This window comes from Ensifer sp. Root558, assembly GCF_001427045.1.
Taxonomy (GTDB): domain Bacteria; phylum Pseudomonadota; class Alphaproteobacteria; order Rhizobiales; family Rhizobiaceae; genus Ensifer; species Ensifer adhaerens.
This window is the reverse complement of sequence record NZ_LMGC01000035.1, coordinates 460,959-479,914: the sequence shown is the minus strand read 5'-3', so window position 1 is coordinate 479,914 and position 18,956 is coordinate 460,959. Positions and strand designations below refer to the sequence as shown.

The following is an 18,956-nucleotide window of genomic DNA, read 5'->3' as shown; positions in this document are numbered from 1 at the left end:
GTCTCAGCTCCGTTCTGGGAAAAGCGCCTTGAGGCCTTCGGGCGATGGTGTTGCGATGCCGCGCTCGGTGATCAGGCCGGTGATGAGCCGGGCGGGCGTGACGTCGAAGGCCGGATTGGCGGCAGGGCTGCCCTCCGGCGAAATGCGCACGCTGGCAATCGAGCCGTCGCTGGCGCGCCCCTGGACGAAGCTCACCTCGTCGGCGGTTCGCTCCTCGATCGGGATTTCCTTGATCCCGTCGCGGACCGTCCAGTCGATCGTCGGCGAGGGGAGGGCGACATAGAAGGGGACGCCATTGTCGCGCGCAGCTAGCGCCTTCAGATAGGTGCCGATCTTGTTGCAGACATCGCCATTGGCCGTCGTCCGGTCCGTGCCGACAATGACCATATCGACATCGCCGTGCTGCATCAGGTGCCCGCCGGCATTGTCGACGATCAGCGTGTGCGGCACACCGTGGCCGTTCATTTCCCAGGCGGTGAGATAGGCGCCCTGATTGCGCGGGCGTGTTTCGTCGACATAGACATGCACCGGAATGCCTTCCTCGACAGCCATGTAGATGGGTGCAGTCGCAGTGCCATAGTCTACGGTCGCAAGCCAGCCGGCGTTGCAATGGGTGAGGATGCGCACGGGTTCACCCGGCGCCTTCTTCGCAGCAATCTCGCGGATGACCTTCAGGCCGTTTGCGCCAATGGCGCGATTGAGTTCGACATCTTCGGCCGCGATCTCGGCGGCACGATCATAGGCCGCCTTGGCACGCCCGCCTTCCGGCAAGGGGCGCAGATGGTCGCGCATGGCGTTCAGCGCCCAGCGCAGATTGATGGCGGTCGGGCGTGTTTCGTTGAGTTCCTCCCAGACGGCGTCGAGATGGGCGTTCGACGGGTCCTTGGCCATCGCAATCGCAACACCGTAGGCGGCCGTGACGCCGATCAGCGGTGCGCCGCGCACCCACATGTCGCGGATGGCGACGGCGACATCGGCGACCGTTTTCAGCGTCACGACGCGGAACTCGTGCGGCAACCAGCGTTGGTCGATGATATCGACGGAGCGTCCGTCCTCGTTGAGCCAGATCGTATGGTAGTGGCGTTCTCCGACTTTCACGCTGATGTCTCCTTCTGAAGGCGCTCCGCGAGTGCGCGGATGTCCTTGAGGCTGTGGATATGATGCCGGTTTACGGCGAGGTGACGCCCGAGCTTCAGCGCCCTGGTTTCGCAGGCAGCACGGCGATCGGGGTCGACAATGGTTTCGAAGTCGGCGTTGTGGGCGAGCCCCAGGATGCGGCGGTGCATCTCGACGCCGGCAAAGCCCAACATCTCGCGCCAGATCTCGTCGATGACGATATCGAGCGCCTGTTCGGCGCCGAACGGATCGTTGCGCGCCTCAAAGAGGCTTGCCTGATAGAGAATGCCGTTACGCTCCGTGCGCCAGAGATGGGCGAATTCGGTGCGGAAGGTTTCCCAGATGACTTCGACCGTATCGAGCAGATAGGTGCGCATGCCATCTCGGGCACTGGGCGCGTTTTCGTGTCCGCTCTGCGAAAAATAGCTCATCCAGAAATTGGCAAGCAGCATGCCGACGTCGAAGCTGATCGGTCCGTAGAACGCGAACTCCGGGTCGATGACGCGGGTCTCGTCGTCGGTCACCATAACAGAACCGGTATGCAGATCGCCATGGCAGAGCGTTTCGGCTTTTGCCGAGAACAGATGTTTCAGCCGCTGTGCTTCGACCTTGAGGTCGCGGTCGGCGCGAAGCTCGGCCACGATCGGATCGAGCTGGGGCGTGGTATGACGATTGAGCTCGGCCTCGAAATAGGGATCGGAAAACACCAGGTTTTCGGTGATGTCGCAAAGCTCGATATTGTCGGCGAAAAGCGCAAGGTCCGTCTTCTTTTCTCGCGTGGCCATGGAGAGGTCGGAGCCGCGAAAGAGCGTGCGGGCGACGAAGAGGCCGAGGTCACGCCCGATTTTCGGTAGTTGCCGCCCGTCGATCAGCGCGCGCCTCAAAATGACGTGCGGCGTCAGGAATTCCATGACGATGAGCGCCTGGGATTCGTCGAAGAAATAGATCTCCGGCACCAGACCGGGGTCACGCGCTGCCTGGCGCTTCAGGGCATGATATTCGAAATAGGAGCGCTTCAGCGGCAGCGGCCAGCTTTCGCCGACAAGGCGCACATAGGGCAGCGCCTGCTTGACGATGGCAGCGCCCCTGTCGCCGGAGACGATGAAGACCAGATTGAGGTTGCCGTCGCCGACTTCCTTAACGCTCCAGCGCGAAAAGTCCGGCCCGATTTTTTCTCTCAGGACGGTGTTGCCGCCGAGTTTTTCCGGCAACGTCGCAGCGCTCAGCGCCTCGAAGACCTGCTTGTCCATATCGTTCTCCTCCAACGCATGGCGCGGGCCTCCACCGCTCGCAGCCATACCGTGTGTGGTCACAACTAAGGCGGCATGCTAGCAAATGTCAATGGCCTTGACATTTGACGGAAGCCTATCCTAACCTGCCTTCATCGGGAGGAGAGAATGAGCGAACAGGCAGTGTTTCGCATTGAGGGCGTGCGCAAATCCTTCGGGCCGGTACCGGTTCTTCGAGGGGTGGATCTCGATCTCAAGGCTGGGGCGGTTACCGTTCTGATGGGCGCCAATGGCGCCGGCAAATCCACGCTCGTGCGGATCCTGAGCGGCGTTTACACGCGCGACGCCGGCACGATCACGCTCGCCGGCATGCCCTTCGAGCCGACGGCCCCGGCCGAGGCGATCCGCGCCGGCGTTGTCACCGTGCATCAGAACATCAATGACGGGGTGGTCGCCGATCTCGACGTCGCCACCAATCTAACGCTCGACCGCTTGAACGGGCGCGGTGCGCGGCTGTTCTTCAACCCGCGTCGGGTGCGCCGAGAGGCCGCCGCGGTCGCCTCGCGCATGGGGCTTGCGATCGATCTTGCCGCCAATATCAACGACCTGACGCTTGCCGACCGGCAGATGGTGGCGATCGCCCGTGCCATGGCGCATGAGCCGAAGGTGCTGATCCTTGACGAACCGACCTCGTCGCTGTCGAGCGCGGAGGCCGACCGGCTTTTCGATCTCGTCGATCGGCTGAAGGCGCGCGGCGTCGCCATTCTCTATATCTCCCATCGCATGTCGGATATTCGCCGGCTGGCCGATAGCATCGTAGCGCTGCGTGATGGCCGCATCAGTGGCCGCTTCGAAGGGCCGGAACTGGACTATGAGGGTGCGGTCAACGCCATGCTCGGTCGCAAGGTCTTGGCTGGCGCCGTTGATCTGCGCAACGGCGGCGCTCCGGTCTTTGCGGTCAGCGGCCTGAAGTTGTCGGAACAGGCGCGCCCCTTCGATTTCACGCTCCGTGACGGGGAAATCGTCGCCGTCACCGGGCTCGTCGGCGTCGGCAAGACCGCGCTTGCCGAAACTCTGTTTGGCGCGCGCGCTCCGTTTGCCGGTGAGATGACGCTCGACGGCGCGCGTTACGCGCCGGCAAGCACCGGAAGGGCTATCGCCCGCGGCGTCTTCCTCGTCGCCAAGGACCGCGCCGAAAGCGGCATCGTGCCCGACTTCAACATCTACGAAAATATCAGCCTGCCGTTCCTGAGCCGGCTCTCGCGCTTCGGCATATCGAGCCGGCGGGCGGAAAAGACCAAGGCACGCCAGCAGATCGCCGCCCTCGGTGTCGTCTGCCGCAGCGAGCGCGACGAGTTGCAGACGCTTTCGGGCGGGAACCAACAGAAGGTGATGGTCGCGCGCTGGCTTTCCGAGCCGTCGCGCCTGCTTATCCTCGACGAACCGTTCCAGGGCGTCGACATCGCCGCACGCCGCGACATCGGCGAGAAGCTGCGCGCCTCGGCCGCGGGCCGCGCCACGATCCTCTTCGTGACCGAACTCGACGAAGCCTTCGAAGTCGCCGACCGCATCCTCGTGATGTCGGAACAGACCATCGTCGGCGAGCACCGCAATGCCGACATCGATGTCGAGCGGCTCCTGTCGGAAATCGCCGGTCAATTCTATCAACAGGTCCATGCGTCATGAGCAGTGAACAGAGCAATTCCGCAGCACCGGTTGCGGTCCCTTCGAGCGCATCGGGAATTCGCGAGGCTTCCATCAAATACGGCTTCCTCGTGCTTCTCGCCGGGATGGTCCTCTATTTCTCGCTCATGACCGGCGGCTTCGCCTCACCGCAGAGTGCGGTCTTCATCCTGCAGTCGGTGTCGATTACCGGCATCCTGGCGCTGGGCGTGACAGCCACGCTTGTCGTCGGCGGCTTCGATCTTTCGATCGGCTCGGTCGCGACGACGGCGATGATGGCCTCGTCCTATGTGATGGTGGTGATGGGCGGCGACGCACTGACGGCGACGCTCGTGTGCCTTGCCATCGGTGTCCTGGTCGGTTTCGTCAACGGCGTCATTATCGTCTACATGCGCGTGCCTGATCTGCTGGCGACACTCGGCATGATGTTCCTCTTGCTCGGCCTCCAGCGCATCCCGACGGAGGGTCGGTCGATTGCCACAGGCATGACGCTTCCCGACGGCTCGGTCGCCGGCGGCACTTTCAGCCCGGCCTTCCTGGCACTCGGCCGCCACCGCTTCGATTTCGTCCTGCCCAACCTCGTGCCGGTTTCGGTCGTGGTGCTGATCGTGCTGGCGATCGTCATCTGGTTCTTCCTCGAATACACCCGCTTCGGCCGCATGATGTATGCCGTCGGCTCCAACGAGCGGGCAGCCGGCCTCGCCGGTGCGCCGGTCAATGCCTACAAGATTTCGGCCTATATCATTTCCGGCGTCTTCGCCTCGATCGGCGGCATCCTGCTTGCCGCCCGTCTTGGTCGCGGAGACATCGCGTCGGGCAACAACCTGCTGCTCGATGCGGTTGCCGCAGCGCTGATCGGTTTTGCCGTGCTCGGCGCCGCCAAGCCGAACGCTTTCGGCACGGCGATCGGCGCGCTCTTCGTCGGCATCCTGTTGCAGGGCCTGACGATGATGAACGCGCCCTATTACACCCAGGATTTCATCAAGGGCGCCGTGCTCGTCGCTGCCTTGATCTTCACCTTTGCGCTCTCGAAAAGAGGCAAACGCTGAAGGGGTGCCCTTCAGCGGAAAACAAAAAGTTCACCAGTGGAGGAGACTGACATGAACATGACTCGCAGAAGCCTGGGCCGCTTGACGCTTGGGTTGATGGGGGCAGCCGCCTTCGGCGTGCCGTCCTTTGCAGCCGACATGCCAAAGCCGTTCGACAAGGCCGGCGATGTCAAGATCGCGCTTGTGCGCTACCTTTCGACCGGCGACTTCTTCCAGTCCTATCTCGCAGGCGTCGAGGCGCAGTCCAAGGCGCTCGGCGTGCAGCTTCAGGTCTTCGACAGCCGCCAGGATGCAGCGCTCCAGGCCGACATGGTCGACCAGGCGATCGCGCTTGGCGTGCAGGGCATCATCATCCAGCACGGCCTGACCGAATCGATGAAGGAAGCTGCCCAGCGCGCGGTTGACGCCGGCATCAAGGTCGTCGCCTTCGACGTAAACGTCGAGAACGAGAAGATCCCGCAGATCGAGCAGTCCGACCGCGACCTGGCCCGCCTCGCGCTCGAGCAGGCCGTCAAGGACAATGGCGAAAGCTTCAAGGCAGGCTACGTCTATGTCGCCGGCATCGCGCCGCTCGACCGCCGCGACGAGACCTGGAAGGAATTCAAGGCGAAGTATTCCGGCATCGAGGAAGCCGCACAATTCGGAACGATGGACAACCCGATCGCCAACTCGGTAGCCAACCAGGCCCGCGCGGTGATTTCGGCCAAGCCCGACATCACCGTGATGTTCGCGCCCTATGACGAGTTCGCCAAGGGCGTGAAGATCGCCGTCGACGAAGCGGGCCTGTCTTCCAGCGTCAAGATCTACTCGGCCGACATTTCGACGTCCGACATCGCCGCCATGCGCGAAACGGGCTCGGCCTGGACGGCGACGGCCGCCACCAACCCCGCCGTCGTCGGCCAGGTCTCGGTCCGCTCGCTCGCCATGCTGCTTGCCGGCGAAGACCCGGGCCGCCAGGTGGTCGTACCGCCGACGCTGATCACCCAGAAGGACCTGAACGATCAGGACATCAAGAACATGGAAGAGCTCGGCGTGAAGCTGCCGCAGTTCGCCCATGCAGATGTTGCCATGCCCGCATGGATGCCGAAGCCTTAATCTCCCAAGGCGAAACGAAAGGGGCGGTCGATCAGACCGCCCCTTTTTTTGTCCTTATTACTCTAATTCGCTTTCCGCCTTTGGCGGCACCCAGGCTTCGATCGCCGTCTCGGGATAGATCTGCACGGAGCCCGGCTCGAAATGGCTTTCGATCGCGTAGCCGAGGCTGGTCAGGTCTGTGCGATACCAGCCGACGATCTTGCCGCGCCATGAGGCGCGGCCTTTCTTGGCGGCATAGTCACCCATTTGAAACGCGGCATCTGCGGGCCATCGATCGACCATTTCGTCTCCATCCGAACAACTCTGGCGGGAGACTGCAGTGGGGCACGTTTTTACGCTTAGACGAAAGCGCTCAGCGCATCGCCGCTGCGATATTGCCGCCATCCACAGTCGTCACATCCGCGGTGGTTCGTTCTGCGAGCGCGTGGTGCACGAAGGCGCGCGCTACGTCCTCGGCCGTCACTTCGAGACCGAGCAGGTTTCCGCCCATGTAGTCCTTGACCGAAAGGCCGCGGGCGGCTGCACGATTGGCGATCATCTCGTCATTGAGCAGGCCCGAGCGGATGCGATCGGCGTTGACGGCATTGACGCGGATATGGTCGGCACCATGCTCAAGCGCATATTGCCGCGACAGAAACAGCGTCGCCGCTTTCGGCAATCCGTAGGCGCCGAACTTCGCGCCCGGGTTGACTGCCTGCTTGGAGGCGTTGAAGAGCAGCACGCCGCCGGTCTTTTGTTCCTTCATGATGCGCACGGCATTCTGCGCGACCGTCTGATGCGCGAAGAAATTCAGCTCGAAGCTACGGCGCAGCAGGGCGTCGTCCATCGTCGCAATCGGGCTTTCCCAGGCGGCGCCCGCATTGGAGACGACGATATCGACGCCGCCGAAGGTCGCGACCACCCGGTCGAAGGCGGCGCGCACCGAAGCGGGATCCGTGATGTCGCAGGCGATGCCAATCGAGTTGTTGCCGGCCGCCTTTGCCACGACCGCAGCCTTGTCGCCGTCGAGATCGAGCACGACGGCATGCGCGCCCTCGGCGACGAAAGCCTTGACGATGGCAGCGCCGATGGCGCCGGCGCCGCCGGTGACGAGCGCGACCTGGCCGGTAAACGGCTTCGGCTTGGCGCCTGCGAGTTTCGCCTGTTCCAGCGACCAGTATTCGAGATCGAAGAGATCCGGCCGGCTGACCGGCTCGAAGCGGCCAACGGATTCTGCGTCGCGCGCAGCCTCGATCCACATCTCGCCGACGTCGACGGCGATCATCGCGTCCTTGTAGGTGCGGCCATGGCCGAACATGCCGAGCCCGGGCACCAGCGTCAGGCGCGGCATGGGATCGAGCATGATGCGCTTGACGTCGTCTCGTGCGTCGTTGCTGTGGAAATACCCGGTGTAGTCGGCGGCAAAGGCGGTGACCCGCGCGTCGGTCACGGCCCGGTAGCCCAAGAGATCATCTTTAGCCGGCGCCGGAAGCACCATCGGGCCGGTCTTGATGCGGATGGAAAGATCGGGCGTCGAAACGCCCCTGGCTGCCATCTCCTCAACCTGCTGCGCATTGACGAAGTCGAGGATATCGGGCGAGGTGCGGAACACACTGACCATGCGGTCAAAACGGCCTTCGCCCTTGTCGACGGCAACGGCGCCGCGCAGCATTGGCGCGATATCGGCAGGGCTTGCAAGCACTGCGGGCAGGGCGGCGGGCGTAAACGGATTGTGCCCCTTCGCTTTCACATGCTCTTCGGCAAGCGTGACATAGTGGATCATCCGATCATAGGCTTCCTTCGCCGTGTCGGCGAAGGTGAAGATTCCGTGCTTGTCGAGGATCAGCCCCTCGACTGTCGGATCCTGATCGAACACGTCCGCCGCAGCCTTCGCCAGCGCGAAGCCCGGCATGATGTAGGGCACGAAGCCCATCTTCCTGCCGAAAAGCTCGGCGCACATCTCCCGGCTCTTGGCCTGATCGGCGATGGCAAGAATGGCGGTCGAATGGGTGTGGTCGACGAACTTGTGTGGCAGGAAGGCGTGCAGCAGCGCCTCCACGGACGGGTTCGGCGAGGCCGGGTCGATGAGGTTGGCGCGCAACAGCGTCACCATGTCCTCGTCCGAAAGCCTTTCGAGCTTGCGGCTCTTGAGCAGGGGGGCGATCTTGACGGCTGGCAGGCCGGGGGGCTCGATCGTGCCCATGTCCCAGCCACTGCCCTTGACGCAGAGCACGGCATGCGTGTCCCCGACGAGGTCTGTGATTTCGGTTTTCACCGAGGTGTTGCCGCCGCCATGCAGCACGAGCCGCGGCTCGCCGCCAAGCAGTCGCGTCGTATAGGTCCGCAGCGCCAGATCGCGGCCGGTGCCCTTGGCCTGATAACCCGCAACGACCTTCTCCGCCTCGTCGTCGCGCCAGAGATTATCCATAAGTTCAGCCTCCCGATAAACCGGCCCGGCCGGTATCGGCGGACCCAAATTCGAGGCTCAGGGGGCGCCTGAGCCGCTTCTGCCAAGCCCTTCGCGGTTCCAGCGATCGAGGACTTTGCGTGCCATCGACTCGGTGATGACGAGATGCGAGGCGAAGCCGCCCTTCAAGGCCGCCATCAGCGGTTCGAACTTGCTGTCCTCCTGCACGACCAGCATGCGCTTCTTGATCGTGCGGATGGAGCCGAGATCGGCCGAAATGCAGCGGCGATTGTGCTCGCAATCCATCCATTGGCCGTCGCGATCGATGAGCTGTCCGGCAATGACGCCGGCCGCGCCCTTTTCGCCCATCGCATGCATGTCTGCAGCCGAGAGCGCGCCGCATTTGACGAGGTGGCTGTCATCCTCGATGCCGCCGACCGAATAGAGCGCCAGACCGCAGTCGGAGATGGTCGCGAGCTGCTCCTTGATGACGGGTTCGCCGCGCAGTTCTTCGGCGAGCCGCTCGGAGGAAAGCACGAGCGGCGCATAAAAATTAATCCCTTCGGCATTGAGGCGGCGGGCGATTTCCGTCGTGCATTGATCCGGGCGGTAGGAATAGGGCGCGCCGAGGTTGCCGCAAAGTTGCACGACCGTGACGCCGCGCAGGTCCGCAAAGGGCATGACGTCGGCGATATGATAGACGGTGCGGCCCCAGGCAACACCGATCCGGTCGCCCTTGTTGATCAGTTCGAGAAAAACGGAGGCCGCGACGACGGGCATTTCGGCGGCCGGGTCCATCGCCTGCCGATCTTCCGGCACGAGCCATGCAGTCGTAAGCCCGGTGGCGTCTTCGAGCTCGCGGGCAAGCACGTCCTGCGAAAACAGTTCTGTCGACGTGGTGATCGTGACGATGCCCATCTCGCGGGCCTTGCGCAGATACATGGCGATCGAGGCGCGGGATATCTCCAGCCGCTGCGCCACTTCGTCCTGGCGCAGGCCGTGCGTATAATAGAGCCAGGCGGCCTTGTGAATGATCTGGTCTGTGGCTCGGATGGGCATTGGCGGAACCTTCGCAAGATGGATCTGACATATTTCATCTATACTGACAAAAGTCAACGTCGTTGACGAATGTCGCCACCTCGCGCGCACTGCAGAAGCTGAACCTCTATTTGAGTGATGGTCTTTACGGCGTCGCTTCTCGCCGCGAACGCGCTTGCAGTCCACAGCCGGTTGCAAACGGAATCCATATGTGAACATACTATTCATATAAGGATCCGAATGGAGATCGAGCGGCATTGCCCTCGGGAACCGTCGAACGGACCCGCAGTTGCCGACCTATTGCATCAGGGACTGACCAATGGATGACTTCATGCCCACTGTCGGGGTGTCCTCGACCCATCCCGGGGACATGCCGGAGGAGCACGCCGCGCTTCCCGTGTGGAACGCGGAAAACTGGTTCTATGAGGACTGGCCAGTCGGCCAGCGTATAAGGTCCTTGCGTCGCACGATCGCCGAGAGCGACAGCCACCTCTTCAATACGCTCGTCGTCGATATCCATCCTTACGTGCAGGATCAGATGTTTGCCGAGCGCGAGGGCATCTTCGGCAGGCGTCTCGTTGCCGGCGCCTTCGTCTTTTCCGCAGGCCTCGGGCTGGTCGCCACCAACTGCGTCAACGCCTTTTCCTACGGCTATGACAAGCTGCGCTTCATCAAGCCGGTCTTCATCGGCGAAACGATCTACACGATCCGTACCAACATGGACAAAACGCCCCGCTACAGGGAGCTCGGGCTTATCCGGGCCAGCTACCAGGTCTTCAAGGGCGAGGGGGAGCTGGTGCTCTACTGTGAGCACCTGCAGACCGTGAAATACAAAAACCCCGCCGACTTCGTCGGCAAGACCGAGAAGTAAGATACCGATGACCGAAACCAACGAACTGCCGCTCTCTGGCCTTGTCGTCGTCGACATGAGCCAGTTTCTCTCAGGCCCCTACTGCTCCTTGCGCCTCATGGATCTCGGGGCGCGCGTCATCAAGATCGAGCGCCCCGACGGTGGCGACCTGTCGCGCCGGCTTTATCTGAGCGACACCGAGATCGGCGGCGATTCGACGATCTTTCATGCCATCAACCGCGCCAAGGAAAGCCTCGCGATCGACCTCAAGAACGAGGCCGATCTCAAAGCCTTGAAGACGTTGCTCGCCAAGGCCGACGTGCTGATCCAGAATTTCCGTCCCGGCGTCATCCAGCGGCTCGGGCTCGACTACGAGGCGGTCAAGGCGATCAACCCGAAGATCGTTTATGCCTCGATCAGCGGCTATGGCGAGGAAGGCCCCTGGGTGAAGCGGCCGGGGCAGGATCTGCTCGCGCAATCGCGCTCCGGCGTCATGTGGCTGAACGGCGATGAGGGCCAAGGGCCGGTGCCCTTTGGCCTCGCGATCGGCGACATGCTTGCGGGCGCCGCAGCAGCGCAAGGTATCCTTGCAGCCCTCGTCCGTCGTGGCATTTCCGGCAAGGGCAGCCTGATCGAGACGAGCTTGCTCGAGGCCCTCGTCGACTTCCAGTTCGAAGTGCTGACGACGCACTTGAATGACGGCCGCCGGCTGCCGACCCGGTCGGGTTTTCGCAGCGCCCATGCCTATCTGTCGGCGCCCTATGGGGTCTATCCGGCCAAGGATGGCTATCTCGCCATCGCCATGACGCCCATCCCGAAGCTTGCCGATCTCTTGCAAATGCCACAACTCGACGCCTATCGCGACGATCCGGCTTCCTGGTTCTCCGAACGGGACGAAATCAAGGCGCTGATCGCCAAGCGGATCGCCGAAAACACCATCGACCATTGGCTTGGCGTGCTTGAGCCTGCGGACATCTGGTGCGCCCGGGTTCTAAACTGGAACGAACTGCTCGAAAGCGAAGGCTTCCGCGTGCTCGACATGCTGCAGACGGTGGTGCGCGAAGACGACGTTTCGATCCTGACGACGCGTTCGCCGCTCAGGGTCAACGGTAAGCGTGCGCAGGTGGACCGCGCAGCACCACGCATCGGCGAGCATAGCACCTCGATCCGCAAGGAGTTCGGCCTGTGAGCGTCACATTGAAGGGCATGACCTGGAGCCACCCGCGCGGCTACGATCCGATGATCGCCTGTTCGCGGCTTTGGCAGGAACGCACCGGCATAACGGTAGAATGGGACAAGCGCTCGCTACAGGATTTTGAGACCTATCCGGTCGAGGAATTGGCGCGGGCCTATGATCTTATCGTCATCGATCATCCGCATGTCGGCCAAATCACCAAGGAGAAGTGCCTGGCGCCGCTCGATGTGGAAGGCCGCCAAGCCGAGAGGAAGGCGCTTGAGGATGCGAGCGTCGGGCGCTCCTATCCGAGCTATACCTGGCAGGGCCGGCAATGGGCCTTTCCGATCGATGCGGCGACCCAGGTCCAGGCGTGGCGCCCGGACCTGACGGACCGCATGGAAAGCTGGACCGACATGCTGGCGCTCGCGCGACAGGCAAGGGTGGCGCTGCCGATGCGCCCACCGCATTCCCTGATGAGCTTCTACACGCTCGCCGGCAATCTCGGTTCCCCCTGCCGCAGTGACGCTACCGGGCCGCTGATCGATCCGGATGCGGGCATCAACGCCTTCGAGCGCCTGCGTGAACTGACAGACCTGATCGATCCCTCCTGCTTTTCCATGGACCCGATCGCCGTGCTGGAGGCAATGAGCGATCCGGCGTCGAAAGTTGTCTGTGCACCTCTGATCTACGGCTATGTCAGCTACGCGATGCCGGGCTTCCGGCCGTCGCTCGTGACGTTCGGCGATGTTCCGGTTGCCGGAACCAATGGTCCGGCAGGCTCGGCCCTCGGCGGAACGGGGATTGCGGTCTCGGCTTTCTCACAGGCGCGGGAAGCGGCGATCGATTTCGCCTATTTCGTTGCGAGCAGCGCCGTCCAGCGCGGTCCTTATGCCTCAGGAGGCGGGCAGCCCGGCCACGCGGCCGCCTGGGATGACGACGCCGTCAATGCCGCGACATCCGATTTCTATCGTGCGACGCGCAAGACGCTGGAGAGCGCCTGGGTTCGCCCACGGCACGATGGCTACATGGCGTTCCAGCAGGCGGCATCCGATCGCATCAACGACGGCCTCACGGGCAAAGAGGCGGCGCGAAAGGTCGTCGACGATCTCAATCGGCTGTTTGCAGAGAGTTTTGCTACAGCCTGATTTCTGAGTTCCGGGATGCCCAGGCGTCCCGGAACGGATTTAGGGCAGGGCTTGCTAGGCGAGATTCCAGATCCGGCGCGCGTTGTCGGCAAGCAGCTTGCGCTTTTCCTCCGCGCTGCAGCCTTCCAGAACCGCGTGGGTGGCGCCGACCCAGGTCGAAAGATTGCCGCCGAGCGTGCAGACCGGCCAATCGCTTCCCCAGACCACCCGATCCCAACCAAAGACGTCGATCGTGTGCTCGACATAGGGGCGCAGCGTCTCGACCTGCCAGGCCTCGTCTGCATAGGCGACGACGCCGGAGATTTTTGCCGTGACGTTCGCACGCTGGGCGATCTCGCTCATGTGCTCGCGCCAGGGATGGTCGGCGCCGGCGCGAATGTCGGGCACGCCGCAATGGTCGAGAATAAACGGAACGTCGGGCGCCAGATCGGCAAGCGCAATCGCCTTTTCGATCTGGTGCGGCAGGACGCAGAGGTCGAAGGTGAAGCGACGGCCGCCGAGCCGGCGGATATTGTCGCGAAAAGTCGGTCCTTCGGAGAGATCATCCGGCATCACATGCAGCACGCGGCGGAAGCCCTTGACGAGGCCGTTTGCTTCCTGGCGTTCCAGATAGGCCGAAAAGCCATCCTCTTCAGGTCGGCAGGCGGCAATAGCGCCCTTCAGCAGGCTATCCGCCTGGCCTGCGAGCCGCGCGACCTCGGATGTCTCCTTCTCCATCTCTAAAGGATCGACATCGACCTCCATGTGCAGGCTGGCGGTAATGCCGAGCCGCCGCGCTTCGCGCTCGTAGGTGGTGTAGAGAAAGTCCTGGTCGAGGGCAGGCACACCGGCGAGCCAGGGATAGGCGAGCCTCGACCTGTCGATGAGGTGAAGATGGGTGTCGATGATCAAGGCGCGCCTCCTCCGAACGGCTTCTCACATAAGAATGATCTATTCATATAAGAAGTACGACCGTTCCCAAGTGCCGTCAATCTGTTGTGGAGGCCACGTCCGAACCGGCCAACGTCGACAGTTGCTCGGCGGTTTTCAGCAAAAGGGCGATGCTTTCAGTGATGTCTGGCGCCGAGGGCGCGTTAACGAGCGCGATATAGGGAACGGTCAGCGCCGCGATGCCGCGGCCATCAGGCCCCAGGATCGGCGCCGAGAGGTTATAGACGCCGGCTGTCTGCGCGCTCGCCATCATTTCATAGCCGCGCTCGCGGATCTGATCGAGGCGCGCGTAGAACTCAGGCCCGCGCGGGACCTCGTCTTTGCTCCTGGCATGTTCCGCGATCATCATTTCGCGCTCTTCGGCCGAGCGGAAGGCAAGCAGGATATGGCCGGAACCCGTGTCGAAGAGGCTGATATGCGACCCGACCCGGATTGAAATGCCCCAATAATCAGGCGCTTCCTGCTGGGCGATGACGACGGCGGAGCCGCGATCGAAGACGGCGAGGTGGTTTGCCTGCTTCGAGCGCTGGGCCAGATCCCGCATCAAGGGCGTGGCGTAGGAGGCAAGCCTGCGGACCGGCGCATGCAGTTGCGACAACCCGAAGAGCTTCAATGTCAGCGAATAGCGATCTCCGTCGATGCGCGTGACATAGCCGCGCCGCACCAGCCGATCGAGCATGCGGTAGAACTCGTTCGGACTCCGGTTCAGGCGCTTGGAAATCTCGGCCTGCGTCAGTCCGCCGTCGACGCTGGCAAGCAGCTCGAGAATGTCGAGCCCCTTATCAAGGGCCGGTGCGCGGTAGCGATCTGACTCTTCGGTGTCCATGAAGCCTCCTTGGTGAATATTCATATCCATATACGCAGACGAAGGCGCCCACAAAGGAAAGTTCTCCCTTGACGCCTCATAAAAATGTTGTTTGTATATGAATTAGTTTCTCACAAATGAGAACGTCACGTCAGGAAGAGGGCGTGAACATGGGAGGAGTGGATATGAAAAGGCTGCTTGCCGGCGTCTCCGCCGGCGTCGTTATGCTTGCCTGTGCAGGGGGAGCGGCGAATGCCGCAGAACTGCCCGGCAAGTTCGAGGGCGTCACGATCGACGCCAAGCTGATCGGCGGACAGCAATACGAAAAGCTCTACGAGCGGATCGGCGAATGGGAGAAGGCGACCGGCGCCAAGGTCAACATCCTGTCGAAGAAGAACCACTTCGAACTCGACAAGGAGATCAAGTCGGACATCGCGACTGGCGGCGTCAGCTGGTGCGTCGGCTCGAACCATTCCTCCTTCGCGCCGCAATACCCCGACATCTACACTGATCTCCTGGCGCTCCTGCCGCCGGAGGAGATCGCCAAATTCGTGCCGGCGCTGATCGACGCTTCGACGCTCGACGGCAAGCTGGTGATGTTGCCGCGCGCCCAGTTCGACGTGTCGGCGCTCTACTACCAGAAGAGCCTCTACCAGGACGAAGCCAAGAAGACCGCCTTCAAGGCGAAATACGGTTACGACCTCGCGCCGCCGGACACCTGGGCCCAGGTCAGCGATCAGGCCGAGTTCTTCGCCGCCCCGCCGAATTTCTACGGCACGCAGTTTGCCGGTAAGGAAGAGGCAATCAACGGTCGCTTCTATGAAATGCTGGTCGCCGAAGGTGGCGAATATCTCGACAAGGACGGGCGCCCCGCCTTCAACTCGGAAGCCGGTGTCCATGCGCTTGACTGGTTCGTCAAGCTCTACAAGGACAAGGCCGTACCGCCGGGCACGACCAACTATCTTTGGGACGACCTCGGCCAGGGTTTTGCCTCGGGCTCGATCGCCCTCAATCTCGACTGGCCTGGCTGGGCGAGCTTCTTCAACGACCCGAAGTCCTCCAAGGTCGCCGGCAATGTCGGCGTGAAGGTGCAGCCGGCCGGTTCTTCCGGCAAGCGCACCGGCTGGTCGGGCCATCATGGCTTCTCGGTCACCGAAGATTGCGCCAACAAGGAAGCGGCCGCTTCGCTCGTCTGGTGGCTGACCAACGAGGACAGCCAGAAGCTGGAATCGGCTGCCGGCCCGTTGCCGACCCGGACTGCCGTCTGGGAATACAACATCAAGCAAGCCGAGGGCGACGCCTACAAGACGGAAGTGCTGCAGGCTTTCCAGGAAGCCGCAAAGCATGCCTTCCCGGTTCCGAAGACGGCCGAGTGGATCGAAATCTCCAACGCCGTCTATCCGGAACTCCAGGCCGCCATCCTCGGCGACAAGACCTCGAAGGAAGCGCTTGATGCCGCCGCTCAGAAAGCGACCGGCATTCTCGAAGACGCGGGCAAGCTCTGATCGTTACCCATGAGGCGGCGCCGATGCCTTGAAGGCGCCGGCGCCGCCTCAGCCATTTCATGCAATCCTCAGGACTGCCCGATGAAGCTCAAGAAATTGTCAGCACCGGCCCTGCTTCTGCTTCCGGCCTTTGTCGTGCTCGCGGCGGTGATCGTGTTGCCGCTCCTTTTTTCCTTCTATTCGAGCTTCACGCCGTTCCGCTTGACCAAACCGGAGACGCTGTGGGTCTTTATAGGCCTGCGCAACTACGCGACCGTACTTGGCAACGCCGAATTCTGGGTCGCGTTTGGCCGCACCGTGCTGTTGCTGACTGTGGCTCTGAACGCTGAGATGCTGCTCGGTCTCGGCCTGGCTTTGCTTGTCAACAAGGCGACCCACGGCCAGCGCCTGCTGCGCACCATGATGATGTTTCCGATGATGTTTTCGCCGGTGCTCGTCGGCTTCCAGTTCAAGTTCCTCTTCAACGACAATATCGGCTTCGTCAACAATGCGCTGCAGTCGCTGGGACTGACGGATCAGGCAATTCCCTGGTTGATCGACGGCAATCTCGCACTGCTCTCGATCATCATCGCCGAAGTCTGGTCCTCGACCGCAGTCTTTGCGATCCTGATTCTGGCCGGCCTGCTCGCCATGCCGAAGGATCCGGTCGAGGCTGCCCATGTCGACGGCTGCACACCCTGGCAGACCTTCCGCTATGTCACCTGGCCCTATCTGATGCCGTTCGCCTTCATCGCCATGACGATCCGCTCTCTCGACGTCGCGCGCGCCTATGACATCGTCAAGATCATGACCGATGGCGGCCCGGCCAAGCGCACGGAGCTACTCTGGACGCTCGTCGGCCGCACGGCCTATGCCGATGCCCGCATGGGGCTCGCCAACGCCATGGCCTATGTCGCGATCCTCCTGTCGATCGTCTTCACCGTCTATTTCTTCCGCAAGCTCGCCGCGGCGCGCCAGCAGATCGGAGCCGAGTGGTAATGGATATCAACGCTTCGCACCGCCTGCGCCGCCGCCTGTTGAAGACGGTGCACCTGATCGGCCTGTTTCTCGCAATGGCCGTGATCTGCCTTCCCGGCCTCTGGATCGTGCTGTCGTCGCTGCGCCCGACCGTCGAAATCATGGCGAAACCACCGGTTTGGATCCCCGAGAGCATTTCGCTCGATGCCTATCGCGCAATGTTTGCGGGCGCCGGGCAGGGTGGCGTTCCCGTCTGGGACTATTTTCGCAATTCGCTGATCATCTCGGTGACCTCGACGGTGATTGCACTGGCGATCGGCATGGCCGGCGGCTACGCCTTTGCCCGCTATCGTTTCAAGGCGAAGTCGGCGATCTTCCTCGGCTTCATGCTGACGCGCGCCGTGCCTGGCATCGCGCTCTCGCTGCCGCTCTTCATGCTCTACGCCCGCACCGGTATCATCGACACGCATTTTTCGCTGATCCTGACCTATGTCGCGCTCAACGTGCCCTTCACCATCTGGCTGATCGACGGCTTCTTCCGCCAGGTGCCGAAGGATCTCGCCGAGGCCGCCCAGATAGACGGCTGCACGCCGTGGCAGGCCTTCTGGCAGGTGGAGTTTCCGCTTGCCGGTCCCGGCATCGCATCCGCCGGCATCTTTGCGTTCCTGACGTCCTGGAACGAGTATGCGCTTGCCTCGCAGATCACCCGCTCGGTCAATTCCAAGACCTTGCCGGTCGGGCTTCTCGACTACACCGCCGAATTCACCATCGACTGGCGCGGCATGTGTGCGCTCGCCGTCGTGATGATCATCCCGGCGCTGACCCTTACCTTCATCATTCAGAAGCACCTCGTTTCGGGCCTCACCTTCGGCGCGGTGAAAGGATAATCGTTCATGGCTCCTGTCACCCTCAGGAAACTGGTCAAGCGCTACGGCGCGCTCGAGGTCGTCCACGGCATCGACCTCGAAGTGAAGGACCGCGAGTTCATCGCGCTCGTCGGCCCGTCGGGCTGCGGCAAGTCGACAACGCTGCGCATGATCGCAGGCCTCGAAGACGTCAGCGATGGCGCGATCGAAATCGGCGGAAAGAAGGTCAACGACCTGCCGCCTCGGGCGCGCAATATCTCCATGGTCTTCCAGTCCTATGCGCTCTATCCGCATATGACGGTCGCCGAAAACATGGGTTTTTCGCTGAAGATCGCCGGACGCTCGGCAGACGAGATCAAGACGCGGGTCGATGAAGCCGCTGCCATCCTCGATCTTAGCCATCTCCTGGAGCGCCGCCCGTCGCAGCTTTCCGGCGGCCAGCGCCAGCGCGTCGCCATGGGCCGCGCGATCGTGCGCCAGCCGGATGTCTTCCTGTTCGACGAACCTCTGTCGAACCTGGATGCGAAGCTGCGCACCCAGGTGCGAACCGAGATCAAGAAGCTGCATGCCCGCATGCAGGCGACGATGATCTACGTCACCCACGACCAGGTCGAGGCGATGACCTTGTCAGACCGCATCGTCATCATGCGTGACGGCTATATCGAACAAGTAGGCACGCCGGAAGAAGTGTTCCAGCGCCCGGCCACAAAGTTCGTGGCCGGCTTCATCGGCTCGCCGCCGATGAACATGGACGAGGCGATCGTCGACAACGGTACGCTCGTCTTTGTAAGCGGCATGCGGCTGCCGATCCCGCCGCGGTTTGTGAACGCGCTCCGTCCGGGACAGAAGGTCACCTTCGGTCTGAGGCCTGACGACATCTATCCGAGCGGCCATGGTCTGCATGCCGGCGACCCGGCCGCCGTGCACGAGGTCGAGCTACCGGTGTCGATCACCGAACCGCTGGGCAACGAAACGCTGGTCTTCATCCAGTTCAACGGTCGAGACTGGGTTTCGCGCATGCTCAATCCGCGCCCGCTTGGCCCGGGCGAGAAGGTGCGCATGAGCTTCGACCTCTCGCGCGCCCATCTCTTCGACATCGATACCGGCAAGGCTCTGGAAGGCTGA

The 18,956-nt window shown here is 62.5% G+C and carries 17 protein-coding genes; 10 read left to right on the top strand and 7 right to left on the bottom strand.

Features of this window, described 5'->3' with window-relative positions:
- Window positions 1–3 precede the first annotated feature (3 nt).
- Together mtnA and mtnK are read right to left on the bottom strand one after the other, a co-directional pair.
- A complete protein-coding gene (mtnA, locus tag ASD63_RS28700) occupies window positions 4–1,098 on the bottom strand; it encodes an S-methyl-5-thioribose-1-phosphate isomerase (RefSeq protein WP_034796457.1) in 1,095 nt (364 codons plus the stop codon).
- The gene (gene mtnK, locus ASD63_RS28695) at window positions 1,095–2,366 is read right to left on the bottom strand and encodes an S-methyl-5-thioribose kinase (RefSeq protein WP_060530133.1); all 1,272 of its coding nucleotides are present in this window, start codon (window positions 2,364–2,366) and stop codon (window positions 1,095–1,097) included. Before mtnK ends, mtnA begins: the two co-directional genes overlap by 4 nt.
- 147 nt (window positions 2,367–2,513) lie before the next feature.
- On the opposite strand from mtnK, the gene ASD63_RS28690 reads away from it, so the two are divergent.
- The 3 genes from ASD63_RS28690 to ASD63_RS28680 are packed head-to-tail and all read left to right on the top strand — an operon-like array spanning window position 2,514 to window position 6,172.
- A complete protein-coding gene (locus ASD63_RS28690; protein WP_060530132.1) occupies window positions 2,514–4,031 on the top strand; it encodes a sugar ABC transporter ATP-binding protein in 1,518 nt (505 codons plus the stop codon).
- On the top strand, window positions 4,028–5,077 hold the full coding sequence (locus ASD63_RS28685; protein ID WP_060530131.1) for an ABC transporter permease: 1,050 nt from the start codon (window positions 4,028–4,030) through the stop codon (window positions 5,075–5,077). The genes ASD63_RS28690 and ASD63_RS28685 overlap by 4 nt, the downstream gene beginning before the upstream one ends.
- A gap of 51 nt (window positions 5,078–5,128) precedes the next feature.
- Entirely contained in the window at window positions 5,129–6,172 is a 1,044-nt protein-coding gene (locus ASD63_RS28680; RefSeq protein ID WP_060517939.1) for a substrate-binding domain-containing protein, read from the top strand.
- 57 nt (window positions 6,173–6,229) lie between these two features.
- Here ASD63_RS28680 and ASD63_RS28675 read toward each other — a convergent pair whose 3' ends face one another.
- From ASD63_RS28675 to ASD63_RS28665, 3 genes are all read right to left on the bottom strand, one after another.
- On the bottom strand, window positions 6,230–6,454 hold the full coding sequence (locus tag ASD63_RS28675) for a hypothetical protein (RefSeq protein ID WP_034796449.1): 225 nt from the start codon (window positions 6,452–6,454) through the stop codon (window positions 6,230–6,232).
- Between the two features lie 70 nt (window positions 6,455–6,524).
- On the bottom strand, window positions 6,525–8,579 hold the full coding sequence (locus ASD63_RS28670) for a bifunctional aldolase/short-chain dehydrogenase (RefSeq protein ID WP_060530130.1): 2,055 nt from the start codon (window positions 8,577–8,579) through the stop codon (window positions 6,525–6,527).
- Window positions 8,580–8,636: 57 nt separating this feature from the next.
- The gene (locus ASD63_RS28665) at window positions 8,637–9,617 is read right to left on the bottom strand and encodes a sugar-binding transcriptional regulator (protein WP_034796445.1); all 981 of its coding nucleotides are present in this window, start codon (window positions 9,615–9,617) and stop codon (window positions 8,637–8,639) included.
- A 298-nt stretch (window positions 9,618–9,915) separates the two neighbouring features.
- On the opposite strand from ASD63_RS28665, the gene ASD63_RS28660 reads away from it, so the two are divergent.
- Genes ASD63_RS28660 through ASD63_RS28650 form a run of 3 tightly spaced genes read left to right on the top strand, consistent with a single transcriptional unit; the run spans window position 9,916 to window position 12,768 of the window.
- Window positions 9,916–10,467 (top strand): MaoC family dehydratase, encoded by a 552-nt coding sequence (locus ASD63_RS28660; protein ID WP_060517935.1) that lies wholly within the window; start codon window positions 9,916–9,918, stop codon window positions 10,465–10,467.
- 7 nt (window positions 10,468–10,474) lie between these two features.
- The gene (locus tag ASD63_RS28655; RefSeq protein ID WP_060530129.1) at window positions 10,475–11,635 is read left to right on the top strand and encodes a CaiB/BaiF CoA-transferase family protein; all 1,161 of its coding nucleotides are present in this window, start codon (window positions 10,475–10,477) and stop codon (window positions 11,633–11,635) included.
- Window positions 11,632–12,768, top strand: coding sequence for an extracellular solute-binding protein (locus ASD63_RS28650; RefSeq protein ID WP_090426782.1), 1,137 nt, complete (start codon window positions 11,632–11,634; stop codon window positions 12,766–12,768). Before ASD63_RS28655 ends, ASD63_RS28650 begins: the two co-directional genes overlap by 4 nt.
- A gap of 54 nt (window positions 12,769–12,822) precedes the next feature.
- On the opposite strand, the gene ASD63_RS28645 is transcribed toward ASD63_RS28650, so the two are convergent.
- Window positions 12,823–13,659 (bottom strand): amidohydrolase, encoded by an 837-nt coding sequence (locus ASD63_RS28645; RefSeq protein ID WP_060530127.1) that lies wholly within the window; start codon window positions 13,657–13,659, stop codon window positions 12,823–12,825.
- Between the two features lie 76 nt (window positions 13,660–13,735).
- The gene (locus ASD63_RS28640; RefSeq protein ID WP_034796531.1) at window positions 13,736–14,524 is read right to left on the bottom strand and encodes an IclR family transcriptional regulator; all 789 of its coding nucleotides are present in this window, start codon (window positions 14,522–14,524) and stop codon (window positions 13,736–13,738) included.
- A 164-nt stretch (window positions 14,525–14,688) separates the two neighbouring features.
- Between ASD63_RS28640 and ASD63_RS28635 the strand changes: the two genes are divergently transcribed.
- From ASD63_RS28635 to ugpC, 4 genes are all read left to right on the top strand, one after another.
- Window positions 14,689–16,008 (top strand): extracellular solute-binding protein, encoded by a 1,320-nt coding sequence (locus tag ASD63_RS28635; protein WP_034796434.1) that lies wholly within the window; start codon window positions 14,689–14,691, stop codon window positions 16,006–16,008.
- A gap of 81 nt (window positions 16,009–16,089) precedes the next feature.
- Window positions 16,090–16,986, top strand: coding sequence for a sugar ABC transporter permease (locus tag ASD63_RS28630; RefSeq protein WP_060530126.1), 897 nt, complete (start codon window positions 16,090–16,092; stop codon window positions 16,984–16,986).
- Entirely contained in the window at window positions 16,986–17,852 is an 867-nt protein-coding gene (locus ASD63_RS28625; RefSeq protein ID WP_034796430.1) for a carbohydrate ABC transporter permease, read from the top strand. The genes ASD63_RS28630 and ASD63_RS28625 overlap by 1 nt, the downstream gene beginning before the upstream one ends.
- A 6-nt stretch (window positions 17,853–17,858) precedes the next feature.
- Window positions 17,859–18,956, top strand: coding sequence for a sn-glycerol-3-phosphate ABC transporter ATP-binding protein UgpC (ugpC, locus tag ASD63_RS28620; RefSeq protein WP_060517928.1), 1,098 nt, complete (start codon window positions 17,859–17,861; stop codon window positions 18,954–18,956).